Annotated in this window: 27 protein-coding genes; 13 read left to right on the forward strand and 14 right to left on the reverse strand. The window is 60.7% G+C overall.

The genetic code is table 11. The features are described 5' to 3' along the window. From FX984_RS19865 to gspG, 6 genes are all read right to left on the reverse strand, one after another. Positions 1-1,001: GspE/PulE family protein (locus FX984_RS19865; RefSeq protein ID WP_154905357.1), on the reverse strand; the 1,001-nt coding region annotated here is incomplete at its 3' end. A 46-nt stretch (positions 1,002-1,047) separates the two neighbouring features. Then, positions 1,048-3,378, reverse strand: a complete 2,331-nt coding sequence (gene gspD / locus FX984_RS19870; RefSeq protein ID WP_146477490.1) for a type II secretion system secretin GspD — start codon at positions 3,376-3,378, stop codon at positions 1,048-1,050. Further along, the gene (locus tag FX984_RS19875; protein WP_146477488.1) at positions 3,375-3,884 is read right to left on the reverse strand and encodes a type II secretion system protein M; all 510 of its coding nucleotides are present in this window, start codon (positions 3,882-3,884) and stop codon (positions 3,375-3,377) included. Before FX984_RS19875 ends, gspD begins: the two co-directional genes overlap by 4 nt. Beyond that, positions 3,877-5,016 (reverse strand): type II secretion system protein GspL, encoded by a 1,140-nt coding sequence (gene gspL / locus FX984_RS19880; protein WP_146477485.1) that lies wholly within the window; start codon positions 5,014-5,016, stop codon positions 3,877-3,879. Before gspL ends, FX984_RS19875 begins: the two co-directional genes overlap by 8 nt. Continuing rightward, positions 5,013-5,936 carry a type II secretion system minor pseudopilin GspK gene (gene gspK, locus FX984_RS19885; RefSeq protein WP_027603443.1) on the reverse strand — a complete coding sequence of 308 codons (924 nt, stop codon included), beginning with the start codon at positions 5,934-5,936 and terminating at the stop codon, positions 5,013-5,015. Before gspK ends, gspL begins: the two co-directional genes overlap by 4 nt. An 8-nt stretch (positions 5,937-5,944) precedes the next feature. Then, positions 5,945-6,394, reverse strand: coding sequence for a type II secretion system major pseudopilin GspG (gspG, locus tag FX984_RS19890; RefSeq protein ID WP_027603442.1), 450 nt, complete (start codon positions 6,392-6,394; stop codon positions 5,945-5,947). Positions 6,395-6,531: 137 nt separating this feature from the next. On the opposite strand from gspG, the gene gspI reads away from it, so the two are divergent. Further along, positions 6,532-6,918, forward strand: coding sequence for a type II secretion system minor pseudopilin GspI (gene gspI, locus FX984_RS19895; protein ID WP_027603441.1), 387 nt, complete (start codon positions 6,532-6,534; stop codon positions 6,916-6,918). Positions 6,919-6,922: 4 nt separating this feature from the next. Here the strand turns inward: gspI and FX984_RS19900 are convergent, their stop codons facing one another. Further along, positions 6,923-7,354, reverse strand: coding sequence for a type II secretion system protein N (locus tag FX984_RS19900; protein ID WP_027603440.1), 432 nt, complete (start codon positions 7,352-7,354; stop codon positions 6,923-6,925). A 68-nt stretch (positions 7,355-7,422) separates the two neighbouring features. Here FX984_RS19900 and gspH point away from each other — a divergent pair, with 68 nt between their 5' ends. Both gspH and gspJ read left to right on the forward strand, forming a co-directional pair. Then, positions 7,423-7,884, forward strand: coding sequence for a type II secretion system minor pseudopilin GspH (gspH, locus tag FX984_RS19905; protein ID WP_027603439.1), 462 nt, complete (start codon positions 7,423-7,425; stop codon positions 7,882-7,884). Next, positions 7,881-8,486 (forward strand): type II secretion system minor pseudopilin GspJ, encoded by a 606-nt coding sequence (gene gspJ, locus FX984_RS19910; protein ID WP_027603438.1) that lies wholly within the window; start codon positions 7,881-7,883, stop codon positions 8,484-8,486. Before gspH ends, gspJ begins: the two co-directional genes overlap by 4 nt. A gap of 63 nt (positions 8,487-8,549) precedes the next feature. On the opposite strand, the gene FX984_RS19915 is transcribed toward gspJ, so the two are convergent. Both FX984_RS19915 and FX984_RS19920 read right to left on the reverse strand, forming a co-directional pair. Then, positions 8,550-9,293 carry a YkgJ family cysteine cluster protein gene (locus FX984_RS19915; protein WP_027603437.1) on the reverse strand — a complete coding sequence of 248 codons (744 nt, stop codon included), beginning with the start codon at positions 9,291-9,293 and terminating at the stop codon, positions 8,550-8,552. A gap of 274 nt (positions 9,294-9,567) precedes the next feature. Then, a complete protein-coding gene (locus tag FX984_RS19920) occupies positions 9,568-10,686 on the reverse strand; it encodes an NADH:flavin oxidoreductase (RefSeq protein WP_146477483.1) in 1,119 nt (372 codons plus the stop codon). 102 nt (positions 10,687-10,788) lie between these two features. Between FX984_RS19920 and FX984_RS19925 the strand changes: the two genes are divergently transcribed. Together FX984_RS19925 and FX984_RS19930 are read left to right on the forward strand one after the other, a co-directional pair. Further along, positions 10,789-11,172, forward strand: a complete 384-nt coding sequence (locus FX984_RS19925; protein WP_027603435.1) for a winged helix-turn-helix transcriptional regulator — start codon at positions 10,789-10,791, stop codon at positions 11,170-11,172. A 254-nt stretch (positions 11,173-11,426) separates the two neighbouring features. After that, a complete protein-coding gene (locus FX984_RS19930; RefSeq protein WP_027603434.1) occupies positions 11,427-12,854 on the forward strand; it encodes an aldehyde dehydrogenase family protein in 1,428 nt (475 codons plus the stop codon). A 245-nt stretch (positions 12,855-13,099) separates the two neighbouring features. Here FX984_RS19930 and FX984_RS19935 read toward each other — a convergent pair whose 3' ends face one another. Next, entirely contained in the window at positions 13,100-13,708 is a 609-nt protein-coding gene (locus FX984_RS19935) for a TetR/AcrR family transcriptional regulator (RefSeq protein WP_146477482.1), read from the reverse strand. A gap of 78 nt (positions 13,709-13,786) precedes the next feature. On the opposite strand from FX984_RS19935, the gene FX984_RS19940 reads away from it, so the two are divergent. After that, positions 13,787-14,671, forward strand: coding sequence for an NmrA family NAD(P)-binding protein (locus FX984_RS19940; RefSeq protein ID WP_146477480.1), 885 nt, complete (start codon positions 13,787-13,789; stop codon positions 14,669-14,671). A gap of 198 nt (positions 14,672-14,869) precedes the next feature. On the opposite strand, the gene FX984_RS19950 is transcribed toward FX984_RS19940, so the two are convergent. Next, entirely contained in the window at positions 14,870-15,787 is a 918-nt protein-coding gene (locus tag FX984_RS19950; protein WP_027603431.1) for a LysR substrate-binding domain-containing protein, read from the reverse strand. A 187-nt stretch (positions 15,788-15,974) separates the two neighbouring features. Between FX984_RS19950 and FX984_RS19955 the strand changes: the two genes are divergently transcribed. The 7 genes from FX984_RS19955 to FX984_RS19985 all read left to right on the forward strand — a co-directional run bounded on the left by FX984_RS19955 (position 15,975) and on the right by FX984_RS19985 (position 24,013). Beyond that, complete coding sequence (locus tag FX984_RS19955) at positions 15,975-17,495, forward strand: ABC transporter substrate-binding protein (RefSeq protein WP_027603430.1); 1,521 nt, start codon at positions 15,975-15,977, stop codon at positions 17,493-17,495. Positions 17,496-17,576: 81 nt separating this feature from the next. After that, the gene (locus FX984_RS19960; protein ID WP_146477478.1) at positions 17,577-18,494 is read left to right on the forward strand and encodes an ABC transporter permease; all 918 of its coding nucleotides are present in this window, start codon (positions 17,577-17,579) and stop codon (positions 18,492-18,494) included. A 9-nt stretch (positions 18,495-18,503) separates the two neighbouring features. After that, positions 18,504-19,406: an ABC transporter permease gene (locus FX984_RS19965; protein WP_146477476.1), complete on the forward strand. Its 903-nt coding sequence runs from the start codon at positions 18,504-18,506 to the stop codon at positions 19,404-19,406. A gap of 32 nt (positions 19,407-19,438) precedes the next feature. Beyond that, the gene (locus tag FX984_RS19970; RefSeq protein WP_146477474.1) at positions 19,439-20,455 is read left to right on the forward strand and encodes an ABC transporter ATP-binding protein; all 1,017 of its coding nucleotides are present in this window, start codon (positions 19,439-19,441) and stop codon (positions 20,453-20,455) included. Beyond that, complete coding sequence (locus tag FX984_RS19975; protein WP_108574705.1) at positions 20,452-21,441, forward strand: ABC transporter ATP-binding protein; 990 nt, start codon at positions 20,452-20,454, stop codon at positions 21,439-21,441. Before FX984_RS19970 ends, FX984_RS19975 begins: the two co-directional genes overlap by 4 nt. After that, complete coding sequence (locus tag FX984_RS19980) at positions 21,438-22,862, forward strand: M20 family metallopeptidase (protein WP_146477472.1); 1,425 nt, start codon at positions 21,438-21,440, stop codon at positions 22,860-22,862. The genes FX984_RS19975 and FX984_RS19980 overlap by 4 nt, the downstream gene beginning before the upstream one ends. Beyond that, positions 22,859-24,013, forward strand: a complete 1,155-nt coding sequence (locus FX984_RS19985) for a M20 family metallopeptidase (protein ID WP_146477469.1) — start codon at positions 22,859-22,861, stop codon at positions 24,011-24,013. The genes FX984_RS19980 and FX984_RS19985 overlap by 4 nt, the downstream gene beginning before the upstream one ends. Before the next feature lie 46 nt (positions 24,014-24,059). Here FX984_RS19985 and FX984_RS19990 read toward each other — a convergent pair whose 3' ends face one another. The 3 genes from FX984_RS19990 to FX984_RS20000 form a co-directional block, all read right to left on the reverse strand. Beyond that, positions 24,060-24,482 (reverse strand): hypothetical protein, encoded by a 423-nt coding sequence (locus FX984_RS19990; protein ID WP_146477467.1) that lies wholly within the window; start codon positions 24,480-24,482, stop codon positions 24,060-24,062. A gap of 47 nt (positions 24,483-24,529) precedes the next feature. Further along, complete coding sequence (locus FX984_RS19995; RefSeq protein ID WP_027603422.1) at positions 24,530-24,994, reverse strand: hypothetical protein; 465 nt, start codon at positions 24,992-24,994, stop codon at positions 24,530-24,532. Positions 24,995-25,122: 128 nt separating this feature from the next. After that, a complete protein-coding gene (locus FX984_RS20000; RefSeq protein ID WP_027603421.1) occupies positions 25,123-26,139 on the reverse strand; it encodes a 1-aminocyclopropane-1-carboxylate deaminase in 1,017 nt (338 codons plus the stop codon). Between the last annotated feature and the right edge of the window lie 135 nt (positions 26,140-26,274).

The following is a 26,274-nucleotide window of genomic DNA, read 5'->3' on the forward strand; positions in this document are numbered from 1 at the left end:
TGCCCGGTGAGCGAGGCCTGCACCGCGATTTGCGCGGTCTCCAGGTCGCGGATTTCACCGATCATGATGATGTCCGGGTCCTGGCGCAGGATCGCCCGCAGGGCCAGGCCGAAAGTCATATCGATCTTGGCGTTGACCTGGATCTGGCTGATGCCCGGCAGGTCGTATTCCACCGGGTCCTCCACGGTGAGGATATTGCTGGTGCTCGCATCCAGCCGCGCCAGGGCGGCGTACAGGCTGGTGGTCTTGCCGCTGCCCGTAGGCCCGGTGACCAGCACGATGCCATGGGGCTGGCGGATCAAGGTGTCGAGGCGCGCCAGCAGCTGCGGCTCCATGCCCAGGGTCTCCAGTTGCAGCCGCCCGGCCTGCTTGTCGAGCAAGCGCATCACCACGCGCTCGCCATGCCCGGTGGGCACGGTCGACACACGAATATCAATCGGCCGACCCGCCACGCGCAAGGCGATACGACCGTCCTGGGGCAGGCGTTTTTCGGCGATATCGAGCTGGGCCATGATCTTGATCCGCGACACCAGCGCACCATGCAGCGCCTTGCGCGGCGACACCACATCCCGCAAGGTGCCGTCGACGCGGTAGCGCACCACGGAGTGGGTTTCATAGGGCTCGATATGGATATCACTGGCCTCGTCCCGCGCGGCCTGGGTAAGCAAGGCGTTGATCATGCGGATCACCGGCGCGCCGTCCTGGGTGTCGAGCAGGTCGGTGATCTCGGGCATGTCCTGCATCAGGCGGTCAAGGTCGACCTCGTTTTCCGCCGCTCCCACCACGGCGGCGGCGCTGCCCGTATCGGCATAAGCACTGGCGAGGAGGCCATCGAGTTCGTCGTCGCGTACCTGCTCGAGGTGGGCCTGGCCGAACTGGCGCCGTACTTCGCTGATGGACCAACCGGGGGTGGAGGGGCAGACGGTGAGCAGCATGCCGTCGGCGCCGGGGCGCAGGAGGATGCGTTGGGATTTGGCCCAGGCGTAGGGCAACAGACTCATACCCCTCTCCCACAGGAATACAGATTTGGTCCTGCGTAGAGCAGGCTCACGGTCGTGCACCTACAGGCACCGCCCGAATCACCGCCCTCGGCCCCTGCTGCTGCCCGCCCGGAATCCCCTTCTCCACCACCGGCAACTGCGGCGCCTGCACATCCGGCATCGCCCAGCTGTGTTCTGGCTGGGAATGGCCCTGGGCACGGCGCATGTAGTCATAGCGGTTCAGGGTGATCGCGCGTCCGGCACCACTGTCGCGGATGATATACGGGCGCAGGAACACCATCAGGTTGGTCTTGGTGACCGCCCGGCGCTCATTGCGAAACAGCACACCCAGCCCCGGAATGCTCGACAGCCACGGCACGGCTTCATTGCTCTGGCTGTAACCGTCCTGGAGCAGGCCACCGAGGACCATGATCTGCCCGTCGTCGAGCAAAATACTGGTGTCGATCGCGCGCTTGTTGGTAACGATGCCGGCCGACGCGGCGCTGCTGGACGCGCGCTCATCGATGCTGCTGACTTCCTGGTAAATATCGAGTTTGACCGTGCCACCCTCGGAGATTTGTGGGCGCACATTCAGCTTCAAGCCGACCTCTTCACGGGTGACCGTCTGGAACGGATTATTGCTGGTACCGCCGCCACCGGTCACGTAGCTGCCACTGACAAACGGAATAGTCTGGCCCACAAAAATACTGGCCGCCTCGTTATCCAGGGTCAGCAGGTTCGGCGTCGACAGGACGTTGCTGCCGCCTTTGCTTTTAAGCGCGCGGGCCAACACCTTGAGGTCCATGACCTTGCCAATGCCGGGCACATCCACAGTACCGTTGATGAAGCCGAGGCTGAGCCCGCCAGGCAGCACATCAACGCTGGTCTTGCCATTCAGGTTGAACCCCGCACCACCCAGGTTAGTCCCGCCGATCACGCCTTTGCCGGCCAGGTCGCCGCTCTGCCACTGCACGCCGAACTCATTGGCATCGTCCTCGCCGACTTCAACGATAAGGCTTTCAATCACCACTTGGGCGCGGCGCTGGTCGAGCATGTCGATGACTTCACGCAGGTTGCGGTACAGCGGCTCCGGGGCAGAAATCAGCAAGGTGTTGGTGGTCGAGTCGGCCTGGAGGGTCACGCCACCGGCGGTGAAGGCGACGTTTTGCTCACTCGTTTGCCCGCCGGGCTGGCTGCTCGAGCTGCCGGTCGTCTGCGCCGACTCATTGGCGCTGGTGGTACTGCCTTGGCCACTGCCCTGCCCGGTCTGGCTGCCGGAGATATTGGCACCCATTGTGCTGAGGGCCGACCGCGCATTGTCACCGCCACCGCTGTCGCTTTCACCGGTCAGCAAACCGCGTAACGACTGCGCCAGTTTCGCGGCCTGGGCGTTGCGCAGGTACACCACGTGCAAATTGCTTGGGTTGGCTTGGGCGTTATCCAGCTTGTAGATCAGGTTACGCGCCAACTCGGTCCGCTCCGGGCTGCCGGCACGAATCACGATCGCGTTGGAGCGCGGGTCGCCCACCACCGTGATTTTCTGCGTCGGATCGCTGCCCGGCTGCTCCAGCAGTTGCGAGACCATCTCGGCGATATCCACGGCGATCCCGTTTTGAACCTGCACCACGTCGGTGTCGATGGCGCTCGGGGTATCGATACCGTCGATAAGCTGCGCCACCCGCGCCAGGTTCTCGGCGTAGTCGGTGACAACGATGGTGTTGTTGCCCGGATAGGCGTTGATCGGGTTGTTCGGCGAAACGATCGGGCGCAGCACCGGGATCAGATTCACCGCGTTTTCGTATTGCAGGCGGAAGGTGCGCGTGAGCATGCCGCTGCCGCCCGGCTTGTCGGCACTGTAGATCGGCCCGCCGAGCAGCTTGGCATCGGCCTCGGGCACCACGTGCGCGATACCTCCCACATCCACCACGCTGAAGCCCTGCATGCGCAATGCCGCCAGCAGCATGTCGTAGGCCTGATGCGCCGGCACCTGCCCTTCGGAAACCAGCGTGAGGGAGCCCTTGACACGCGGGTCGACCAGGAACTGCTGCCCCGTCGCACGGGACAACGCCCGCACCACGGCTTGAATGTCGGCTTCGACGAAATTCAGCGTGACCGGTTGATCGCCCAAGGGTTTGTTCGGCGCCACGCCGCTGTGACCGGCACCGCCGCCACGTGCGGGGTGGGTAACCTTGTGCAAGGGCCGCGACTGCCGTTCGATTTGCACTTGCGCACGCTGCCGGTCTACCAAGGCATCGCCGCTGCGCTGGGTGGTGGCCAGGGGCAGGCCGAGCTCACTGTCCTGGGGTAAATCCGCCGTGGGCTGCGCGCTGCACGCCCCCAGTGCGAGCAACAGAAACGGCGCAGCCGTGCGTACATAATGGGAACCTGACCACTTCATGATGCTTCCTTAGCGCCGTGCATCCGATCCATACGGACGGTTCCTGTGAGAGTGCCTGCCGTGTTGTCGGCCGAGGCTTCGCCGGCGCGTTGCAAACGGGCCTCCACCACGTCCAGCGAAAATTGCCTTGGGTCACTCAATAACCAGCCGAGCACCGCATCGGCGGGGGCCGCGTCCAGTGTCAGTTGCCAGGACAGATCCTGGGCCTGCAACCGGTAGTGTCCCGCCAGGCCGGCGGCGTCGAGAGATTGCCGCAATGAGTGCTCAAGGTCCAGCCCGACAGGCGTGGTGACCTCGCGAAGCAACAGCGCCAGTGCCTGGCTCTGGGCGCGCAGCTTCGGGGTTTCGACTTGCCAATAGTCAATGTTCTTAAGCGCTGGCTGGATCAGCGACAGCCAGACCAACAGGCCGGCGAGAAAAACCGCCGCACCGCTGAGCATGGTTTTTTCCCGCGGAGCCAACGCTTTCCAGCGTCCGTTGAAGGCCATCAGCCGCGGATTATTCATCGTCGTTTTCCACGCTGGAATCACCCTCTCCCGACGCGGGTTCGGCCATCGCACTCAGCGTCCAGATGCGCTCGTTGCGGTGGGCGGAAAGTCCCGCCTGGCTCAGCGCAGCCTGTACAGCGCCGTCGGCAGCGGGAGTGGCTTCGGCGGTCATCTGCAGCTGCAACTGGCGCTCGCTGAAGGTCAGCTGCTGGACGCTGCCAGCCATGAACGGCAGCGCCATGGCGGCTTGCTGCACCAGGTAAGCAAAGTCGTGATTGAGCTGCGCGGGCCCGCCCCCTTGCCGGATCGCCAACTGCTGGCGAGCCTGTTGCAGAGGGTTGAGAATCACCGGCAACTCGGGAAATGCGTGCTTCACGCGCTGGCTCATCTGCTGCTTGAGCTGCTGCCCTTGCGCAACTTCGCGGGCGGCGTAAAGGTTGAGCCCGGCCACCCAGACACCCACGGCCAACGCACAACAGCCCAACGCCCGCCCCCAACCGGCCGCCGGTGCAGTGCGCCGGCCGACCCCGGCGTGCAATCCCCAGCCAGGGGCAGCGCCGTTCCAGCACTGGTGGTCCACGGGCCACAGCACACTTTCGCCGGTGGCGGCGAGCGCTTCCAGGCGGTCCTCAACCAACGGTTCCACCGCCCCATGGGCGAGGCTGAAACGCAGCAGCAACTGGCCCTCTACCACACACCCATTGACCTGCCCGGCCGCTGGCACGGCTAAGCGGTAAGGCGCCGGATACAGGCCGCCCAGCTTCAATCCGTGCAGGCCAAGCAACTGACCGAGGCGATCCAGTACAGCCTTGGGCAGCCAGCTCAGGTGCACCTGTCCATCGGTATCGCGAGCGCTGTGCGCCACATGCATCTGCTCGCTGGGCCCCAGGATCAACGCCTGCGCAGCGCAGGTAACCGCCGCATCGATACGGGACGCTGACAGCGGCGGTAGCTCGATGCGAGTAAGTACCGTGTCCATGGGGTGAAGGAAACACTCGACGGCCTGAGACTTGACCCGTTGTCCCAGCTGGCCAAGGGTGCTGATGCCGGTATGGCTGACGTGCCCCTTGCGGTCCAGTTGCGCGAACTCAAGCTCGGTGTCCGACGTCAAGGACTCCAGCGGCGGCAAGGCAAGGCGCAGGCGCGTCATACGCCCAGCCTCGACCAGATCACCCTGGGCATTGCGTCTTCCGGACGATGCAGCAGCGCAGCCAGGTGCACACGGCGCTGATTGCGGCGGGCCTGCCCCTGGAGCAGGAACCACTCACTGGTGATCCCGACGTTGAGGTGATCCACGTTCAAGTTGGGCAATCGCGCACGGTTAACGAAGTCACCGCGGTTGATAAACCACTGGCCGCGATCGCGCTCGGCGACCAACGCCTTGGCCTGCGCCCAGGACAAACCCGGCACCACCGCGGCCAGCACCTCAGCGCTGGCCGTATTGCCGTTGACCCAGGTGTTGACCGGAAGAATGCTGACGTAACGCTCGAGCCGCGCCAGGACCCGCTCATTGAGGCCTTCGATACCGCGTAATTGATCAAGACTGCGCAGCATCGGCTGGGTGGCGGGTAATGGCGGGGGTGGCTGCCCCACTGTTGAGGCAACCGGCCTATGTGGGTAGGCTGCAATCACGCGTTGGCTGATGCGCTGCGCCAGGCGGGCCTCGACACCGATCATCTCGCACAACCGCTCAAAGCTGCGCATCTGCCCGAGATCAACAGACTCTTGGGCGATTAAATTGCGCAGGTTGAACTTGCCTTGCAGGTCCTCAAGGCGGCCTTCGAATTCGCCGTCCTGAGCGGTGTTGATCGGCCGGGCCCATGGCTGGTCAAGCCGCGTCAGCACATCCTGCTCGCGGGCGTCCCGGAGCAATCGCCGGCTGACTTCCAGGCCGCCCAGCAGTGATGCACTGCCCTGCACTCGCGCCTGCTCGGCCTCAAGCGAACGGGTAAAAACGCTCTGGCGGGTGAGCATGCCGGCGGCGAACACAGCGACCACCGCCGCGATCAGCATCGCGCTGATAATCGCCATGCCGCGCTGTTTCGCCCCGGTGGGCGAGTGTGATTTCATGGCCGCGCTTAGAGCTGCCAGGATCCGATATCGGCATTCACACCGTCGCCATCAGGCTGTCCGTCGGCACCGAGGGAGAAGATGTCGACTTCGCCGTTCGCGCCGGGATTCAAGTAATGGTAAGGACGGCCCCAGGGGTCGTTGGGCAGGCGCTCCAGGTAAGAACGCCAGTTGGTATTTTTTGCATCTGCCGGGCGCTCGACCAGTACCTTGAGGCCCTGGTTCATGTTGGGATAGGTGCCGTGGTCGAGGCGATAAAGCTTGAGCGCCTGCATCAGGCCGGCGACGTCCTGCTTGGCCGCAATCGCCCTGGCCTGGTCCGGACGGTCCAGCACTTTAGGCACGACAATCGCCGCCAGAATGCCGAGGATGACCACCACCACCATGATCTCGATCAGCGTGAACCCTTGCTGAGCGTGGCGGGCGCGAGGCCCATATTTGATGCGCGCGAAATCCATATCCACCATCCTTGGCTCGATCCTAATTCGGCGCGCAGTGTAACAAAACTAACTATCTGGATAGCAAAAATAATTGGCCGCTGCCCGCGGCTCCCTGAGTGCTACTCTACGGCGTGTTTTTACGCCAAGAGTGACCCATGGAGCTGTCGCGCAAGGAGCAGGGTTTTACATTGATCGAGGTGCTCGTGGCCTTGGCGATCATTGCCGTGGCGATGGCGGCGGCGGTCCGCGTTGCAGGCTTGATGACCCAGAGCAATGGGTTGCTGCGCGACCGCTCGATGGCGCTGCTGTCGGCCCAGGGCAGGCTCGCCGAACTGCGCCTGGAGGGACGCCTGCCCAGGGGACACAAAGCGTTTGACTGTGATCAGGGCCGCTTGCTGTTGCGTTGCGAACAGAGCATCGCACCGAGCGCCGATGGACGCCTGATGCGCGTCACCCTGCTGGTGTCGGAGCGCAAGCGCGAGGCGCCGCCGCTGGCGCGGGTGGAAACGCTGCTCAACCCGCCGAAGGCAACGCCCCAATGAGCGTTCAGGGTCGGGTCAAGCGCGGTAGCACCACCGAGTCCGGCAGCGTGCTGACCTTGATGCGGGTGTGCTGCGTGCCCCGCTCAATCACTACTGCATCGCCCTCGATCGCCGCCAGGCGCACACCCTGGGCCAATGACTCGCCCACCCGAAAACTGCGCGGCGGCCCCTCGTTCAGGCTCAGGATCGCCACCGCCCCGCGCGCGCCGGCCATCAGGCCGGAGACCTTGATGTCCACCACCGCCGGCTGGTTGGAAAACCACTGCAACGCAGGGGTATCCGGGCGAGCGGCCAAAACCGGCGGCTCGACCGGCGGCACCTGGGACTCGGCCGATGTCAGCAACACGGAGGACCAGACCAGCACCCCCGCGAGCGCCGTGGCCAATGCCACTGCCTGCACCACTCGCGGCGCGGTCAAACGAAAAATAGCGACCAAGACAAAACCTCCTTGTTGTCCTGCCGGGCAGTCTACAGGAGAGACCCACGACGAAGGAGCGTTGTGTCATGACCAAGGCCAATCAACAAGGCTTCACCCTGATCGAATTAATGGTGGTGCTGGTGATCATCGGCATCGCCTCGGCGGCGATCAGCCTGAGCATCAAACCCGACCCGTTGCAATTGCTGCGCAAGGACGCCAACCGCGTGGTCCAGATGCTGCAGATCGCCCAGGCCGAAGCCCGGGCCGACGGCCGCCCCATCACGTGGCGGGCCGACACTAAAGGGTTTCGCTTCAGTCGGCGCCACGAGTCTGGCCAGGGCTGGGATCACTTCATGAGCGACCCGCAACTGCGTCCCCGTGCCTGGGAAACCCCCTCGATGAGCGTGCGGGTAACCCCCAGGCAATCGGTGGTGCTGAATGCCGAATGGTTTGCCTCGCCCTTGCAACTGCAGCTTTCGGATGGCCAGCACCGCCTCGACATTCAACGCACGGCGACCGGCCAGATACGCGTGGCAAATGCACCATGAAAACTCACCAGCGCGGCTTTACCCTCATCGAAGTCATGGTGGCGATCATGCTGATGGCCATTGTCAGCCTGATTGCCTGGCGCGGCCTCGACAGCGTGAGCCGTGCCGACAGCCATCTGCAGGCCAGCACTGAACAAACCGAAGCGTTGTTGCGCACACTCAACCAGCTGGACCGCGACCTGGCCCTGCGCGCCAGCGTTGAACTGAGAACGCCAGCCTTGAACGATGACGAACAGCCCGACGGTCTCGCCGCAATCAGCGTTCGCAGCTCCGACCAGCATGATTTTCAACTGAACGTGATTCGTAACGCAGCCCTTCCCGAAAACGGTCTGCAACGGGTGCGCTGGTGGCTGGAGGGTGACACGCTGTACCGCGCCACATCCGCAGCCAGTGATCGATACCCGTTACCTGCGCCCAAAAAAGCAGTGGCCGTCTTATCCGGTGTCAGCGACCTGCAAGTGCGCATCTGGGAACCGGGCCAAGGCTGGCGTCAGCTGGCCGGCAACCGTAAAGCCGATCCCATCGGCCTGGAAATCAGCCTGACCCGCCAGACACCACAGGGGGAAGAACGTTATCGGCAAGTGGTGGGGCCGCTGCAATAAGCGAGTCAGCGACGACCAAGGTATCCACACGCCCTGGAGCGGGCAAAGCACTGAGCTCTCCGACTAAAGCGAGTGAAAGATGTATTCAGTCTGTGCACGAAGATCCAGTTCAACACCTGCCCCCTGCAGACGAGTGTGAAGGTCTGCATCATCGACGCGGACTTTCCAGGACACATTGGCCGGTACGTCGCCTCCCGCGCGAACGAGACTGATGGCCTGCTGCAATTGCGCACGGTCGGCTAAGTAAACAGCCAGCGCGTTGCCTTTCCAAGCGGCAACACTTATCCCCAGCGCCGCGCAGACTGAAACTTTTGCCTTGGCATCGTCGCGGTCAGCCTGCCGGGAGCGTTGAATCTGATCCTCCAGGACAGGATCAACTACACGGTCAGACCATAGTACCTCTCCCGACTCCCAGACTTCCGGCGGGCAGACCTTTTCTTCGGGGCGCAGGGTTAGAAATGGATTGATTTCCATCGGATAGATTCGACACACCAGCGGTCGATCTTCATAGATCGTGCAGCGATTATCCTCCCCTAGACTTGGACACTGGGTCAGTGCGTTACCCGCAAAAATGGCAATGACCTGAATACGTGCCTCTCCACTGGCCACATCGACCGCGCGTTGCACGCTGTGGTTGTAGTGCCCTGGCAACGGGAAGACTGATGTGTCGAAAGCTTCGAGTATGACTGCGACGTTACCACCGCGATTTAACCATTCCTCGGCCTCTTGAAGCGTCAGAGGGATAAGACGTTCTTTACAGCAAGTTCCACACCCATTGCAGGTAAACCGCGTGACGTTGTTTTTCATGGGCGTCACTGATTGGCTTATAGGTGTCATGATCAATCCTGTTTCTCGCTTCCAAACTTCCAGTAGAGGCGATGGTTAAAGAAACCAATGATATAGGCTGTATACCTGGCTTCAATCAGGCACTGAATCCCTACCTGGTATACTTGAACACCCCTTCCCATGACAGGTCGCCACCGCTTGCCAGATCGCTCGGCATCATCCGTGGCGACGCCGTATCACCCGGACTCCGGGCCTCTACGACTCGCACGTAGATGCCCGAAATCCGGTCCAAGGCTTAAACCAATTCGGCTAAAGAGGCCGGATTGAAGCCCTTCAGATCTGCGTAATCGCCTTTTTCCACTTTGGCGACCCAATCCTTGTCACTCAGCAGAACACGCCCTACTGCGATCAGATCAAACTCTTCGCGCTCCATTCGCTCGACAAGCCGATCCAGGCTCGCAGGGGTCGATCCCTTGCCGGCGAATGCGTGAGTAACATCATTATCCAGCCCGACCGAACCGACGCTGATGGTCGTGGCGCCAGTGACTTTCTTCACCCAGCCCGCGCAGTTCAGCCCGTTCTCACCATCAATTTCGGGGAACTCAGGGTCCCAGAAGCGTCGCTGCGAGCAATGCAGAACATCCACACCCGCTTCAACCAGCGGCAGCAGCCAGTCTTCCATCAGTGCAGGCGTCTCGGCGAGGCGCACCCCGAAGTCCTGCTGCTTCCATTGACTGACGCGCATGATGATGGGGAATTCGGGCCCGACCGCATGACGCACAGCAGACACGATCTCAGCGGCAAAACGGGAGCGCTCTTTGATCGTCGGTCCGCCATAACGATCGGTGCGCAGATTGGTGCCGGCCCAGAAGAACTGATCGATCAAATAACCATGCGCCCCATGGATCTCAACGGTGTCGAAACCCAGGCGCCTGGCATCCGCCGCCGCCTGGGCGAACGCAGCAACTGCGTCTGCAATATCCTCCTCGCTCATCGCCACACCGCGAGGGACGTTTGGCGAATCGAGGCCAGACGGGCTTTCAACCGGCGCATCAGGCTCCCAGCCGCTGACGTCACGCACTGCGCCGGTGTGCCAGAGTTGCGGCCCCATACGGCCCCCGGCAGCGTGAACAGAATCGATCACGTTCTTCCATCCGGCCAGCGCTGCTTCACCGTGAAAAAAAGGAATACCGGGACCGTTACGTGAAGCGGGACGATTAATGACGGTGCCTTCTGACAAAATCAATCCGACCCGACCCTCAGCCCGCCGCCGGTAGTAGGCAGCGCTACCTTCACCAGGGATGCCCTCTGGGGAAAATTGCCTGGTCATCGGCGACATGACAATCCGGTTTTTCAGTTCAAGCGAGCGGATGGAAAGAGGACGAAATAAAACGCTGGTATCTGGGTTTGACATTGGATGGACTCCATTTGCTTTTGGAAACCATATAAGTATATTTTGTAAACTAAATGTCAATTAGGCACCTAGAATCGCCTAGGTATACATGAGGAAACTTCGATGCTGGAATTAAAGCCGCAATGTTTTTCGTCGGAGTGCCCAAGCCGGGCGCTGTTCGACCAAATCGCAGACAAGTGGTCGATGATGGTTCTGGCGGTACTTGATGACGGGCCGCATCGCTTTAACGCCATCAAGCGTCGCCTCGAGGGCGTCACTCAGAAGGCCCTGACACAGTGCCTGCGGCGACTGGAACGAAATGGTCTTGTCTCGCGCCAGGTCATCTCGTTTTCGCCCGTGGCAGTCCAGTATGAGATCACCCAACTGGGTCGAACACTGCAGCAGCCATTTCGCGAATTGCATAAATGGACGCTCGACAAATTGCCTGAGGTTGAAACGGCCCGGTTGAAGTTTGACGAGGCCGCGCAGGTAAGCCTGGCGGAGTGAATGCCTTCGCAGGTTTGCCCGCGGTATCCCTGAACCTACCAACGCTACTTTAAGTGCCTAATTGACTCCAGGTTTATCGCGTATACCTTGTAAGGGTCGCCCAAGATGGCCGCATTTCGATGCCTTATTGCGACCTTTGATCAACGCCTCTCTGCGACTCTCGACGATTGGCCAAGCGCCTTCGATATCGACGCGGCAGCGCTGATCCCAACGGCCTGACCTGTTTTGGAAAGCCCAATATGACGAGGACTAAAATGCGCGAAAATCTTCAGTTTTACATCGATGGCTCGTGGGTGGAGCCCGCTGGCAATATCGTAATGGATGTCATTAATCCGGCTGACGAAACGGTTGCCGGCCAGGTTGCGCTCGGCGGCCCCCTCGATGTCGATAAAGCGGTCGCGGCGGCAAGAGCCGCCTTCCAGACGTTCTCGCAAATATCGGTTGAGGAGCGTCTTGCACTCTTTGATCGAATCATCGCGGCCTACCAGTTGCGCGCACAGGATCTTGCGACAGCAGTGTCCGACGAAATGGGCGCACCGCTATGGCTTGCCGAGCAATTGCAAGTCACGGCCGGCCTGGCCCACATTCAAATCGCTCGCGCCGCGTTAGCCAAATACAGTTTCGAACACGAGATGGGCACCACTGAGATCGTACGCGAGCCGATTGGCGTTTGTGCGTTGATCACGCCATGGAATTGGCCGCTCAACCAGTTGACCTGCAAGGTGGCCGCAGCGTTGGCGACAGGCTGCACGATGGTGGTGAAGCCTTCTGAAGTGTCGCCCTTCTCGGCGACGATCTTTACCGAAATCATGCATGATGCCGGTGTACCAGCCGGTGTTTTTAATCTGGTACATGGAGACGGCAAAGGTGTTGGCGACGCACTGACGGGCCATCCTGAAGTCGATCTCGTCTCGTTTACTGGATCCACCCCCGCCGGCATCCAGGTAGCACGCAATGCTGCACTGACGGTGAAACGCGTACACCAGGAACTGGGTGGAAAGTCGCCGAACATTCTTTTGCCGAGTGCCGATTTTCCGTCAGCCGTGGCGGCAGGCGTGGCTCAAATGATGCTCAACAGCGGTCAATCATGTAATGCGCCGTCACGGATGCTTGTTCCATTTACACGAATGGATGAGGTAGCCAATCTCGCGCGCACGGCGGCAGCGCAGTGGGTTGTCGGACACCCGGCAAGTAACGCGAAAATGGGTCCGGTCGCCTCCGAGGCACAGTGGCGCAAGATCCAGAACCTGATCCAGGTCGGCATCGAAGAAGGTGCAACGCTGATAACAGGTGGTCTCGGCCGACCCGAAGGGCTCGACACCGGTTTCTATGTGCAGCCGACCGTCTTCTCCAACGTGACGAATGACATGACTATCGCCCGCGAGGAGATCTTCGGCCCGGTGCTTGTCATCATCGGTTATGCCGATGAAGCCGACGCCGTGGCGATCGCCAATGACACCGTATTCGGCCTTGCCGCTTATGTTCAAGGCGAACATGCAGCCGCCGAGGCAGTGGCGCGTAAACTTCGGGCCGGACAAGTCACGCTCAATTATGCCGACATGGATTTGGCGGCCCCGTTCGGGGGATACAAGCAGTCGGGTAACGGTCGTGAATGGGGAGAAGTTGCGTTCGGCGATTTTCTCGAAACCAAAGCGATCGTCGGCTTTCGCCGGGCGGTGTGACATGCCTGCTGCCGGCCATGCGGCCATGCGGCCATGCGGCCATGCGGCCATGGGCAGAGTAACCGTCAAACACCAACCAACCATGCCAGGACATTCGGTTACGCTTTATAAATCGGCACCTATGGCTTAGATGACGTAGCGGTATGATCACGTACCGCTACTCACCGTTATTGAGCACGGGGCAGACTTATCAGATGCCCAGGCGCGACTGCGGAAAAGATACCCCTACCATCGGGGTTACTCACTCATATCGTTTCAGTACCCGAACTATCTTGGCTCTCAGGCCATGTTGACATCGCGACATCAATGAGGCCGCCAAGTACCTGGTTAGTCGCCCCGACTGAAGGCAGATTTACCACAGCCTGCAGTATTCCGAAGTAATACCAAGCCAGTAGATCCAAATCGACATGCTGCCCTATCTCACCCTCCAACCGGCCATGAGTCAAAATATCCACAAAAATCTGTCGCTGCTGACAAGCCGCAAAATTCGCGGTTTTCTTTCCTGTGGCAGTGAGGTCTTCTTGCTCAGCGTTACTGCGAGATATCAGGCAACCAGGCGGACGCTCCACGCCAAATTCCTTCGGAAGAAACTCTCGTAGCAGCGCGTCTATGCTCGCCCTGGAGGTCTGTGCCCGGGTCGATCTCATTCGCGTTAATACACGGTCGGTATATAGCTGAAGCGTCTCGTTGAAGAGCCCATCCTTATCATGGAACCGCTGGTACAGGCTTGATCGAGACAACCCCGTTGCCTCAGTCAGATCGCTGACCGATGCGTTTGCGTACCCATGCCGCCAGAAAACAGCCGTCGCCGCCTTCAGGACTGCACTTTCGTCATATTGCGGTTTACCGCTCATAAATCCTCCGTTGACAACATGGAACGATCAGACCAGGATACTTGGACTGATCGTTCCACCATATAGGAAGATTTCATCATGCTCAATCAATCGACCAAACGGACGCAATCACTGAACATCGCCGTTGCTGGCGCGACAGGCCGCGTAGGCAGGCGATTGATCAGTCAGTTAGCGCAAGACCCAGTCACCCTGCTGGCGCTCACACGGCAAAAATCATCCACCGCTTTTGCCCCAGGGGTGGTCGCTGCCGAGTTGGATTTTGATCAGCCGGCAACGCTCAGAAAAGCGCTTGCCGGTGTCGAGAAACTGTTCATTGCTCACGGCACTTCACCCCAACAAGTCGCCAACGAGATTGCCCTTATTGACGCTGCCGTAGAAATGGGCGTGCAGCACATCGTAAAGCTTTCGGTCATGGGACCTTCGACCCCTATCAATCCATTTGCCTGGCATTCATTGATAGAAGCCCACCTGGGTCAACAACCTATCGCTTCTACCGTATTGAGACCTACCACGTTCATGGACGTGCTCAAGCGTGCTGGCAACGCTGTTGCAACGGGCACTTGGGCCGGCGCCGCAGGCCATGGACGTGTGAACCTGATAGACACTCGAGATGTAGCGGACTCGGCGCGCATAGCATTACTGGAGGAGGTAGCAGAAGGCTCACAACGTGCGTATCACCTGACAGGGCCGCGAAACTGGACAATGCCGCAAGTTGCCGAGGAATTATCCAGTCTGTTAGGCCACACAGTCGCCTATACCCATCGGTCTCCAGCCGCACAGCATTCAGCGCTAGTTGCCGATGGACTCTCCCCGTTTGTAGCCGAGATTCTCGTGGGGCTTGATCGCATCTTCCATGATTCCATACTGACAGAACGAACCTTTACGGTTGAAGACCTCACGGGTACCCCACCCCGTTCGCTGTCCGCCTGGCTCCGTGAAAACCTTGAGGCCTTCAAGAAATAGGAACTACCGAGCATTAGAACTCGATAGCAGACGCACACCTTTTAAATCTCAAACTAGAGGTTGCTGTTCATGAGGGCATTCAAACATCCGGAAGCCAGGGAGTTCATCCTTGAGCGTGTTCTCTATGCGTTAAGCATCAGTCAGCACAGAAAAACTCGCTGATCTTCCAAGGTGGAAGATGGGAGTAACCTCATCTTTTCAAAGCCGCTTCGCCTTCGCCAGCTCAGCGATCAGAAAATCCCTGAACGCCGAAACCGCCGCCGGTAGATTGCGCCCAGCCATGCTTTGCAGTTCGATGCGCCGCGCCTGCATGCCTTCATCAAGGATCGGCAAGCATTGCAACTGCTTGTCCGCCACCTGTTGGTGCAAGGTCATTTCGCTGGCCAGGCTGATGCCTCCCTCTTCACGGACGAAACTGTAGAGCGCGGCAACGTAATTGGTGGTCAATACCGGGTCGAACAACAACCCCTGGACGCCGCAACAGATGTCGAAGAGTTGCCGTATCGTAGTGTCGGCCTTGGGTAACGCAATGGGCCAGGGTTGCAACTCGGCGAGGTTGACAGACTCCCGCCCGGCCAAGGGATGGGCATTGGAGACCACGGCAAAAATCGCCCCGCTCAGGACATGCTCGACCTTGATTTCCTTTTGCGGCGTCAGGCTGAACGTCATCGCCAGGTCGGCTTCACCGGAGCGAACCTTCTCGGTCGCTTCAGCGGGCGCACAGACCTCCAACGTAAAATGAATGCCCTGATACTCACGCCTGAACGCGCTGATGCTCCTGGGCATGTATTCCAAGGCAAATCCTTCCGAACAGGCAACATGCACATGACCGCGCTGCAAGCCATGCAACTCGGTAATTTCCAGCACCACCTGCTCGGCCTCAAGCTGCGACTTGCGCGCATAAGCCGCCAGTCGCGCCCCCGCCTCGCTGAGCACCATGCCGCGGGCACGACGCTCAAACAGGCTGGCATCCAGGGCCAACTCAAGCTTGGAAATTTGTCGACTCACCGCTGATGCCGCCACATTCAGCCGCATTGAGGCCTCGCTGATTGATCCGCATCGCGCGACCTCAAGAAAATAGCGCAGTGCCGTGGACTGCACGCCATACAGCTGCATCGGAGCCTCCAAGGATTGCCTTTTCGGCAAAGGAAGTATCGAAATATTGTGCTTGTGGCATTGATAGCCCTTCCCTACATTCGTGTCCAGACCAAAAAAAACAGCGCCCGACCTTTTCCTCCTCCTTCTACGCATTTGCGATTCGCTGCCCTTTGATTCAACCACTCTCGCCAACGGAGACGACGGCATGGGCATCAAAGGTTTCGCCTGCAGTATCGCGCTGATGGGCCTTATCAGCAGCTTTCCGGCACATGCCGGCAAAGCCAACGACACCCTGGTTTACGCTTCCGACAGCGAGCCTGAAAACATCAGCCCCTATCACAACGATTTACGCGAAGGCGTGATTCTCGGCCGGCTGATCTGGGACAACCTGATCTACCGCGATCCCAAAAGCGGCGAATACAAACCCATGCTGGCCACCAGCTGGAAGCAGGTCGACGACACCACCCTCGACTTTGAGCTGCGCAAGGGCGTCAAATTTCACAACGGCGACGCCTTCACCGCCGACGACGTGGTGTTCACCCTCAACTACGTGGTGTCGCCCGAAGCGAAAGTCGTTACCGTGCAAAACGTAGACTGGATCAAGGGCGCCGAAAAAACCGGTGACTACAGCGTCCGCTTGTATTTGAAGAAGCCTTTCCCGCCGGCACTGGAATACCTGTCCAACGCCGTTCCGATGTTTCCCAAGCAGTACTTCGAGAAGGTCGGCCTGGCCGAATTCAGTCGCAAGCCCATTGGCACCGGGCCGTATAAAGCCGTGTCGGTGGTGGCCGGCGAAGGCGTGACCATGGAGATCAACAAGGACTACTTCCCGGACAGCCCACAAGGCAAGCCCCATATCAGTCACCTCAAGTTCCGCGTGATCCCGGATGCAGAAACCCGTCTGGCCGAGTTGATGACCGACGGTGTCGACTGGACCTGGCGTGTGACCTCGGATCAGGCGGTCGACCTCAAGGGTATGCCGAACCTGACCGTGACCAGTGGCGAAACCATGCGCATCGGTTTCCTGATTCTTGATGCACGGGGCACCTCCACTGAAAACTCACCGATGAAGAACCTCAAGGTGCGCCAGGCCATCAACCATGCGATCAACCGCAATGCGCTGGCCACGCAATTGGTGGGGGGCGAAGCCAAGCCCTTGCAGGTTGCCTGTTATCCCGGCCAGTTCGGTTGCGATACCACTGCGGCCACGGTCTACGACTATGACCCCGCCAAGGCCAAGGCGCTGCTCGCCGAAGCCGGTTACCCAAATGGCTTCGAGACAGAAATCTTCGCTTATCGCGACCGTGATTACGTCGAAGCCATCATCGGCAACCTGCGCGCAGTGGGCATCAACGCCAAGCTGCGCTACTTGAAGTACGCCGCCCTGCGCGATCAGCAACGTGGCGGCAAGGTGCCCATGTCGTTTCAGGCCTGGGGCTCGTTCTCGATCCTCGACACCTCGGCGTCGGCCGGTACCTGGTTCAAGGGCAATCCGGACGACAATATCAAGGACCCACAAGTCCAGGGCTGGTTGCAGACCGCCGACAATGCCCTCGACCCGCAAGTGCGCAAGGACAACTACCGCAAGGCCTTGCAGCGCATCAGCGAGCAGGCCTACTGGGCGCCGCTGTTCAACTACTCGATGAACTACGCCTACACCTCGGAACTCGCGTTCACACCGTACCCGGATGAGCTGCCGCGTTTCGTCGAGTCCACGTGGAAGTAATACGTAACCGGGCGCACGGACTCTCGTGCGCCACGGACACGTCCTCACACTTGTCATTCATTGGATATGAGGAAACTTGCCATGCTTGGATTCCTTCTGCGCCGCCTGGGCATCGCCATTTGCGTTGCCATTACCGTGTCGGTGATCAGCTTTTCTCTTTTGCACCTGTCCGGCGACCTCGCCACTGCCATTGGCGGACCGGAAGCCACCAGCGAACAGATCGAACAGATTCGCATGCAGTACGGCTTGAACAAACCGCTGCCGACCCAGTACTTCAACTGGCTGGGCGATTTGCTGCGGCTGGACCTGGGCAACTCGTTTTTCTTTCAGGAATCGGTCTACAACCTCGTCGCCAGCCGCTTGCCGATTACCCTGGGGCTGGGTGCCATGGCGCTGGGGATCGCCTTGCTGGTGGCCATTCCACTGGGCGTGCTGGCCGCGGTCAAACGCGACACCTGGGTTGACCGGCTGGCCTTGAGCATCGCGGTGCTGGGTCAGGCGATGCCAAGTTTCTGGTTTGCGCTGATGCTGATCGTGGTGTTCGCGGTGACGCTCAAGTGGCTGCCGGTGTCCGGCAATGCGACCCTGCTGCACTTCGTCATGCCGGCCATTGCCCTGGGCTACTACGCGACGCCGGCAATCATGCGCCTGACCCGCGCCGGCATGCTTGATGTGCTCAGTTCCGATTACATCCGCACCGCCCGCGCCAAGGGCCTGCGCCCTGCCCGCGTGCTGTTGAAGCATGCGCTGCGCAACGCGCTGATTCCGGTCGTCGCGCTGGCGGCGGTGGAGTTCGGCTTCATGCTCGGCGGCTCGGTGGTGATCGAAACCGTATTCTCCCTGCAAGGCATCGGGCAACTTGCCTGGGACGCCATCGCCCGTGACGACTTTCCGGTGGTACAGGCCGTGGTCCTGTTGATTGCGGTGATCTACATCATCCTCACGTTGCTGGCCGATGTGCTCAACGCACTGCTCGACCCGCGTATTCGCGTGCGCTAGGAGGCCTACATGAGCACCCCCACTACCCTCGCGATCAATGACTACCTGCCACCACCGAGCAGCCTGAGCCGAGTGCTTGGCAAGAGCTTGCGGCATCGGGGTTTCGCCATCGGCGCGGTGTTGTTGCTGATTATCTTCGTAGGTGCACTGTTCGCGCCGTGGCTGGCACCTTACGACCCTTATGCGCAAGACGTGATGCTGCGCATGAAACCACCGGTATGGATGGCCAACGGCACCTGGGAATACGTGCTCGGCACCGACAAGCTGGGCCGTGACTACCTGTCGAGGCTGCTCTACGGCGCACGTATTTCGCTGTTCATCGGCATTGCAGCGGCGCTGATTTCCGGCTTTATCGGCACGCTCATGGGGCTGTTGGCGGGCTACTACGGCGGCAAGGTCGATGGGTTTATCAGCTACCTGATCACCACCCGGCTGGCGATGCCGGTGGTGATGGTCGCGCTGGCCTCGGCCTCGCTGATGGGCGGCTCACTGAAAGTGGTGATCGTGCTGCTCGGCTGCCTGTTATGGGATCGCTTCGCGGTGGTGGTCAGGGCCTCGGTGCAACAGATTCGCGATGCTGAATATGTGGCGTCGGCCCAGGCGCTCGGCTGCTCGACCCTGCGCATTCTGGTCAGTGAAATCCTGCCCAATCTGGTCGGCGCACTGATCGTTGTCGCGACGCTGGAAATGGCCCACGCGATCCTGCTGGAGTCGGCCCTCTCGTTCCTCGGGGTTGGCGTGCAGCCACCGACGCCGTCCTGGGGCCTGATGATCGCGGAAGGCAAGCCCTACATGTTCTTTTCCCCGTGGGTCATCGCCATTCCCGGCGTCGCCCTGATGATTCTGGTGCTGGGCATCAACCTCGTCGGCGATGGCCTGCGCGATCTGATCCTGCCCGACGGCCGTAACTGATAGACCGCCGTAACTGATAGAGGGAACCGAACATGGCACTACTCCATGTGGAAAACCTGCGCGTGGACATCCCCATGGGCAACAGCCCGACGCCGGATGACATGCTGCATGCCGTACGCGGCCTGAATTTTGAAGTCGAGCGCGGTGAAATGCTGTGCATCGTCGGGGAATCCGGCTGCGGCAAATCCCTGACCTCGCTGGCGTTGATGGACCTGTTGCCACGCAAGGCCAAACGCACCGCGTCCCGGCTGACGCTGGACGGCATCGACATGCTCGGCCAGAGCGAGCGGCGCATGTGCGACCTGCGCGGCAACCGCCTGGCGATGATCTTCCAGGAGCCGATGACCTCGCTGAACCCGGCCTACAGCATTGGCGATCAACTCAGCGAGGTACTGACCCAGCATCGCAAGGTCTCACGCAAGGAGGCCCTGGGGCGCGCCGCGCAGATGCTGGAGAAGGTCGGGATCAGCAATGCCACCGAGCGCCTGCGCCAGTATCCGCATCAACTTTCCGGCGGGCTGCGCCAGCGGGTGATCATCGCCATGGCCTTGATGTGCGAACCGGACCTGATCATCGCTGATGAGCCCACCACGGCCCTGGACGTGACCATTCAAGCGCAGATCCTGCGCTTGATCCGCGACATCCAGAAAGAACTCGGCCTGGCGGTGATCTTCATCACCCACGACCTTGGGCTGGTGGCACGGATCGCCGACCGGGTCGCCGTGATGTATGCCGGGGAAATCGTCGAAACCGCCCCTGCCCTGCAACTGTTCGAGAACCCGCAGCATCCGTACACCCGGGGGCTGCTGGCGAGTATTCCAATCCCTGGCCGGACCAAACCGGGTGAGGCGCTGGGTTCGATTCCAGGCCTGGTGCCGAGCCTGGTCGGCGAACAGCAAGGGTGTGCGTTCCGCAATCGTTGCGGTCAGGCGATCCCGGCCTGCGCGCAACACATCCCCGAAGTCGAACAGGACGGGCACATGGCGCGCTGCCTGTTCGCCGCCCCGGCCCCGGCACCGATTCGCCTTCAGGAGCGTGCAAGGTCATGAAAAAAGACATCGCTTTGGAGCTGTGTGACATCCGCCGTGAGTTTCGGATCAACCAGGGCTTTTTCAAACCCGCCGCCACCCTGAAGGCCGTGGATGGTGTTTCCCTGCGCCTGATGCGTGGCGAGACCCTCGGTCTGGTGGGCGAGTCCGGTTGCGGCAAAAGTACCCTGGCCAAGATGCTGCTCGGCCTGTTGCCGCCCACCAGCGGCGACGTGTTGGTCAATGGCAAACACCTGGCGACGACTGATCGCAAGGAAATGTCGCGGCATATCCAGCCGATTTTCCAGGACCCATATTCCTCGCTGAATCCACGCAAGACCCTGCGCGAAATCGTTACCCTGCCGCTGATCGTGCATGACATCGGCAGTACCGCCGAGCGACGCAGGAAGACCGAAGCGATGCTTGATGTGGTCGGCCTGCCCAAGCGGGTGATCGACAGCTACCCGAGCCAGCTGTCCGGCGGGCAACGCCAGCGGGTGGCGATTGCCCGGGCGCTGATCATGCGCCCTGACGTGTTGATCTGCGACGAGCCCACCTCAGCGCTGGATGTGTCGGTGCAGGCGCAGATTCTCAACCTGCTGCAGGACCTCAAGCGCGAATTCGGCCTGACCTATCTGCTGATCAGCCATAACCTGGCGGTCATCGAACACCTCGCCGACCGGGTCGCCGTGATGTACCTGGGGCGCATCGTCGAAGAACGCACGCGCGAATCGTTGTTCGCTCAACCCGGTCACCCTTATACCCGTGCCTTGCTGGATTCGGTGCTCACGCCCGATCCGCGCCTGGGCATTCCCGAGATCGGCCTGCACGGCACCTTCCCCAACCCCATGTCACCGCCGCCCGGTTGCGCCTTCCACCCGCGCTGCCCGAGCTGCTTCGCCCCCTGCAAAACGGCCTACCCGGCCAATGGTCCGCTTATCGGCGGCAACGTGCGTTGCCACCTTCACGACACTTCTGCCCAAACACTGGAGCTTGTCCACTCATGAGTCGTTCACTGGCTATCAGCAACACCACAGCGCAATTCGACAATGGCGAATTCTTCAATCTGCTCCAACGCAGCGTCGCCCTGCACACCGAAAGCCAGGCAGCGGACAGCCAGCCCGAGCTGTATCGCTACCTCAATGAGTTCATCACCCCGCATGTCGAGGCAATGGGTTTCAGCGTCAAGATCTATGACAACCCGGTGGCCGAGCGCGGCCCCTTCATGATCGCCACGCGCATTGAACACCCGGACCTGCCGACCGTGCTCAGCTACGGCCACGGTGATGTGGTGCGCGGCTATGATGCGCAATGGCGCGAAGGCCTGTCGCCGTGGCACGTCATTGCCGAAGGCGATCGCTGGTACGGCCGCGGCACGGCGGATAACAAAGGCCAGCATCTGATCAACCTGACCGCCCTGGAACAAACGCTCAAGGCGCGCGATGGCCAGCTGGGTTTCAACGTCAAGCTGCTGCTGGAAATGGGCGAAGAAGAAGGCTCGCCGGGCTTGAACGCATTCTGTGCCGCCCACAGCAAAGAGCTTGCGGCGGATATCTTCATCGCCTCGGACGGCCCGCGCCTGGCGGCATCACGCCCGACGATTTTTCTCGGCTCGCGCGGGGTCTTCAACTTCGAGCTGGTGGTCAATTTACGTGAGGGCGCCCATCACTCCGGCAACTGGGGCGGGTTGCTGGCCAATCCCGGCATCATCCTGGCCAATGCCATCGCGAGCATGGTCGATGAACACGGTCGGGTGAAAGTGGCCGGCCTGATGCCCGAGACACTGCCGGAGCCGGTTCGGCAGGCGCTGGCCGATATTGCCGTGGGTGGCGGACCGGGCGATCCGCACATCGACGCCAATTGGGGTAACCCGCAGCTCTCGCTGAGCGAAAAGGTGTTCGGCTGGAACACCCTCGACGTCATCGCCTTCAAGACCGGCAACCCAGACGCCCCGGTGCATGCGATTCCCGGCAAGGCTAACGCCCACTGCCATATCCGCTTCGTGGTCGACAGCGACTACACGACCTTTATCCCGGCGGTACGTACCCACCTGGATGCGCATGGCTTCAGCAATGTCGAGGTCAAGCAAAGCCGCATCGATGTGATGCATGCCACTCGGCTGGACCCGCAGAGCCCTTGGGTCGATTGGGCGCTCGGCTCCCTGGCACAGACCACCGGCAAAAAACCTGCGCTGCTGCCAAACCTCGGTGGTTCGCTGCCCAACGATGTGTTCGCGGACGTGCTCGGCCTGCCGACATTGTGGGTACCGCACTCGTACCCGGCCTGTTCACAGCATGCACCGAACGAACACTTGCTGGCGCCGGTGGTCAAGGAAAGCCTGCAAATCATGGCCGGGCTGTTCTGGGACCTGGGCAACGACGCGGCACGCCTGACCCGGGAACATCAGTTACGGGAGCAGGCGCAATGAGCGCCACGCCACAACAGGCCCTGGACTGGCTTGCCGACCAGCGCCCAGCCATGGAGGCGCTGCTGCGGCGCATCGTCGACACCGACTCCAACAGCTATGACAAGGCGGGTGTCGATGCGGTGGGCGCGCTGCTCGCGGCTGAACTGGAGGCCGACGGCATCCTGCTCAAGCGCATACCGGTCGAGGGTTTTGGTGACGTACTGCTCGCCGAAGTGCCAGGCGATCCTGGAAAACCGGTGCTGTTGCTGGGCCATCGCGACACGGTCTTTCCCAAGGGCACCACCACGACTCGCGGCTACAGCCGCGACGCCAACCTCGCCTACGGCCCCGGCGTCGCCGACATGAAAGGCGGCCTGGTGCTCAATTGCTTCGCGCTCAAAGCACTCAAGCGCGCCGGCCGGTTGCCCTATCCGGTGCAGGTCCTGTACACCGGCGACGAAGAAATCGGCTCCGGCAGCGCCAGGCCCCATATCGAAAACGCCGCCCGTGCCGCCCGTGCCGTGCTCAACACCGAACCTGGCCGGGCCAGCGGCAACGTGGTCAGCGCACGCAAAGGCGGGGCCACGCTGATCATCGAAGTCAGCGGCCGCGCGGCGCATGCCGGGGTCAACCATGCCGACGGGGCCAGTGCCATCGAGGCCCTGGCACGCAAGATCGTCAAGCTGCATGCCTTGACCGATTACCCGGCCGGCATCACCACTAACGTTGGGCTGATATCCGGTGGTACGTCGAGCAATACCGTCGCGCCCAGCGCCTGCGCGCGGCTGGACGTGCGCTTCATCGAACTCAAGCACTGGGATCGGATCTTCAGCGCAATCCAGGCCATCGTCGCCGAAGAAGAACTGATCGGCACCCGCGCCGTCCTCAAGGAAGCGACGACCTTTCTACCGATGGAAGCACGCCACAGCGAACGACTGCTGCACCTCTACCAACAAAAAGCACTGGCATTGGGTTTCAGCGTCGAAGGCGAATTCACCGGCGGTTGCGCCGACTCCGGCTTTACCGCCAGCCTGGGCGTTCCAACCCTGTGCGGGCTCGGCCCGGTGGGTGGCAAGGTCCACACCGATCGTGAATACCTGGAGTTGGACACCCTGGTACCTCGCGCCCTGGCCCTGGTGGCGACCATTCTGGCGGTCGGCGACAGCGTTTGAGGTCATGGGTTTCTACGCGTCGCCGAGGTGAGGGTATCCGACAGGTTCACAGGCAGCTCCTGGCGCTGTCGGGTATCGTTTCAAGGTGACGGGAATGGCTCACTCGGGCGAAGTTTTTGACCTGTTCTACTGCTGCAATCACCGAGCATTCGGCCGACCCGTCTGGTGCTATGGAGTAAAGGCATCGCTTACCCATGGAAAGGCTATGCAATACACGTTCATCCAGTTCACCGAGCACGACAAAAGAACAGTCACTCCTGGCCACTTGCACATCAACATGCTTGCCAGGCACGGTGCCCACCGCATCGACATGGAGCAGCGCAACATTGTCAAAACAGCTGAACCCTTGATGAATCAAGTCAATATGAGCGCTATCAAGCCCGCACACGATGACCACGATGCGCGTGCAACTTGATGGCTCGCGCATCCACTTCATAGCGTTGGGACGACAATCGACAGTTTGGCTCATAAGCGATGCCTTTATGGTTCCAACCGGCGAATGGACCAGGTCATTGGTTAAATGACGCCGCGTGCCTGCAACACGCTTTTCGCCAGGCTTCGGGTCGCCGCTAACACCGCCTCCACCTGTTGATCCATCTGTGCAGTGGAGGAGGCTACTTCTCCAAGCTCGACCACGCGCAGCGGATGACCAAAGACGGACCCCAGCCACGTCATGCCGCAATTCGTGCCAGTTTCGACATCCAGTAAAAAGCTGCCGTGGGAGACGCCGCGCAACAGTTGGCTGGCATGGCACGCGTAGGCCCCGTCGGACGGCTCCGGGCTGGACCCGACCTGCAACCAATCGAGCCTCAACGCCTCGGACTGTTTGACGGCTAGATAAGCCACCTGGTCCCACTCATCTATCGCCACATGCAGCTTGTCGATCATGTACGGGGGCAACGCGGCGCTGGTAACGATCACCACTCCGGCATCCGCCGAAGGCTCCTTGATCCAGACTGCGGATTGCGTTATCGCATGCATGGCGGTACTCCCGGCGGTTGGATAGGAGCAACGTGCTCCGGGTGGCGATTCGACGATGGGATCGTGACATTCAATATTGATGCCGACTCACCCATCGCGTCGTGAGCTCCCTGGTTTTTTGGCGTTAATCAGCCGTTGCGAAACAGGAAGCTGTAGGCATTCAGCGCAGGCGCCCCACCCAAGTGCGCATACAGCACTTTGGAGCCTTCGGGGAACTCACCACGGCGGACCATTTCAATCATCCCGTGCATGGATTTGCCCTCGTACACCGGATCGGTCAGCACGCCTTCCAGGCTCCCGCACAAACGAATGGCTTCCAGCGTGCCTTCGTTGGGCAAACCGTATTCCGGGTAGGCAAAACGTGTATCGAGTACCACGTCGTCTTCGGTGATCTCACGGCCCAGTTCCACCAACTCTGCGGTGTGCCGGGCGATACGCAGGATCTGCGCCTTGGTTTGCTCCGGCTTGGCCGAGGCATCAATGCCGATAACGTTCTTCGAACGGCCGTCCGCGGCGAAACCGACGACCATGCCGGCCTGGGTACTGCCGGTCACAGAGCAGACCACGATGTAGTCGAACGTGAACCCCAGTTGTTTTTCCTGCTCTCGCACTTCCTCGGCAAAGCCGACGAACCCAAGGCCGCCGTAGGGGTGTTCGGAACACCCGGCAGGGATTGGAAACGGTTTGCCACCCCGCTCCACCACATCGTCCATGGCCTTCTGCCAACTGGGCCGGATGCCAATGTCGAACCCGGCGGCGTCCAGTCGTACGTCGGCGCCCATGATGCGCGACATCTCGATATTGCCAACGCGGTCATACACCGCATCGGAGTAGTTCACCCAGTTTTCCTGCACCAGCACACACTTCATGCCCAGGTGAGCGGCAACGGCGGCCACCTGGCGGGTCTGGTTCGACTGGATACCGCCGATGGAAACCAAGGTATCGCAGCCTTGCTCGAGCGCTTCGGGAATCAAGTATTCGAGCTTGCGCGTTTTGTTCCCGCCGAAGGCCAGGCCACTGTTGCAGTCTTCACGTTTGGCATACAGCTCGACCTTGCCACCCAGGTGTTCACTGAGGCGCTTCAAGGGCGTGATGGGAGAAGGACCGAAGGTCAACGGATAACGTTTAAAACGATTCAGGTTCATGACGCTGCTCCTTGATTACTGGACATCAAAGCGCCAGACCGAAAGGCAAAGGTTGCCTTCCAGGTTCTTTCAGTCGGGCTTCGATGAGTTCAATATTAAGAAGTTTTCCAAAAAGATGTGTTGCAAACTTCTAGC

The sequence above is a fragment of the Pseudomonas marginalis genome (assembly GCF_008692035.1).
GTDB lineage: Bacteria > Pseudomonadota > Gammaproteobacteria > Pseudomonadales > Pseudomonadaceae > Aquipseudomonas > Aquipseudomonas marginalis.

Excerpts from the sequence above, each read along its gene's own strand:
- FX984_RS19875 (WP_146477488.1), bottom strand. The coding sequence starts at position 3,884 with ATGAATAATCCGCGGCTGATGGCCTTCAACGGACGCTGGAAAGCGTTG.
- FX984_RS19975 (WP_108574705.1), top strand. The coding sequence starts at position 20,452 with ATGAAAAAAGACATCGCTTTGGAGCTGTGTGACATCCGCCGTGAGTTT.
- FX984_RS19965 (WP_146477476.1), top strand. The coding sequence starts at position 18,504 with ATGAGCACCCCCACTACCCTCGCGATCAATGACTACCTGCCACCACCG.
- FX984_RS19930 (WP_027603434.1), top strand. The coding sequence starts at position 11,427 with ATGCGCGAAAATCTTCAGTTTTACATCGATGGCTCGTGGGTGGAGCCC.
- gspJ (WP_027603438.1), top strand. The coding sequence starts at position 7,881 with ATGAAAACTCACCAGCGCGGCTTTACCCTCATCGAAGTCATGGTGGCG.
- FX984_RS19995 (WP_027603422.1), bottom strand. The coding sequence starts at position 24,994 with ATGCATGCGATAACGCAATCCGCAGTCTGGATCAAGGAGCCTTCGGCG.
- FX984_RS19970 (WP_146477474.1), top strand. The coding sequence starts at position 19,439 with ATGGCACTACTCCATGTGGAAAACCTGCGCGTGGACATCCCCATGGGC.
- gspD (WP_146477490.1), bottom strand. The coding sequence starts at position 3,378 with ATGAAGTGGTCAGGTTCCCATTATGTACGCACGGCTGCGCCGTTTCTG.
- FX984_RS19915 (WP_027603437.1), bottom strand. The coding sequence starts at position 9,293 with ATGAAAAACAACGTCACGCGGTTTACCTGCAATGGGTGTGGAACTTGC.
- gspI (WP_027603441.1), top strand. The coding sequence starts at position 6,532 with ATGGAGCTGTCGCGCAAGGAGCAGGGTTTTACATTGATCGAGGTGCTC.
- FX984_RS19925 (WP_027603435.1), top strand. The coding sequence starts at position 10,789 with ATGCTGGAATTAAAGCCGCAATGTTTTTCGTCGGAGTGCCCAAGCCGG.
- gspG (WP_027603442.1), bottom strand. The coding sequence starts at position 6,394 with ATGGATTTCGCGCGCATCAAATATGGGCCTCGCGCCCGCCACGCTCAG.
- gspL (WP_146477485.1), bottom strand. The coding sequence starts at position 5,016 with ATGACGCGCCTGCGCCTTGCCTTGCCGCCGCTGGAGTCCTTGACGTCG.
- gspK (WP_027603443.1), bottom strand. The coding sequence starts at position 5,936 with ATGAAATCACACTCGCCCACCGGGGCGAAACAGCGCGGCATGGCGATT.
- FX984_RS19960 (WP_146477478.1), top strand. The coding sequence starts at position 17,577 with ATGCTTGGATTCCTTCTGCGCCGCCTGGGCATCGCCATTTGCGTTGCC.
- gspH (WP_027603439.1), top strand. The coding sequence starts at position 7,423 with ATGACCAAGGCCAATCAACAAGGCTTCACCCTGATCGAATTAATGGTG.
- FX984_RS19990 (WP_146477467.1), bottom strand. The coding sequence starts at position 24,482 with ATGAGCCAAACTGTCGATTGTCGTCCCAACGCTATGAAGTGGATGCGC.
- FX984_RS19950 (WP_027603431.1), bottom strand. The coding sequence starts at position 15,787 with ATGCAGCTGTATGGCGTGCAGTCCACGGCACTGCGCTATTTTCTTGAG.
- FX984_RS19935 (WP_146477482.1), bottom strand. The coding sequence starts at position 13,708 with ATGAGCGGTAAACCGCAATATGACGAAAGTGCAGTCCTGAAGGCGGCG.
- FX984_RS19955 (WP_027603430.1), top strand. The coding sequence starts at position 15,975 with ATGGGCATCAAAGGTTTCGCCTGCAGTATCGCGCTGATGGGCCTTATC.
- FX984_RS19920 (WP_146477483.1), bottom strand. The coding sequence starts at position 10,686 with ATGTCAAACCCAGATACCAGCGTTTTATTTCGTCCTCTTTCCATCCGC.
- FX984_RS19940 (WP_146477480.1), top strand. The coding sequence starts at position 13,787 with ATGCTCAATCAATCGACCAAACGGACGCAATCACTGAACATCGCCGTT.
- FX984_RS20000 (WP_027603421.1), bottom strand. The coding sequence starts at position 26,139 with ATGAACCTGAATCGTTTTAAACGTTATCCGTTGACCTTCGGTCCTTCT.
- FX984_RS19985 (WP_146477469.1), top strand. The coding sequence starts at position 22,859 with ATGAGCGCCACGCCACAACAGGCCCTGGACTGGCTTGCCGACCAGCGC.
- FX984_RS19980 (WP_146477472.1), top strand. The coding sequence starts at position 21,438 with ATGAGTCGTTCACTGGCTATCAGCAACACCACAGCGCAATTCGACAAT.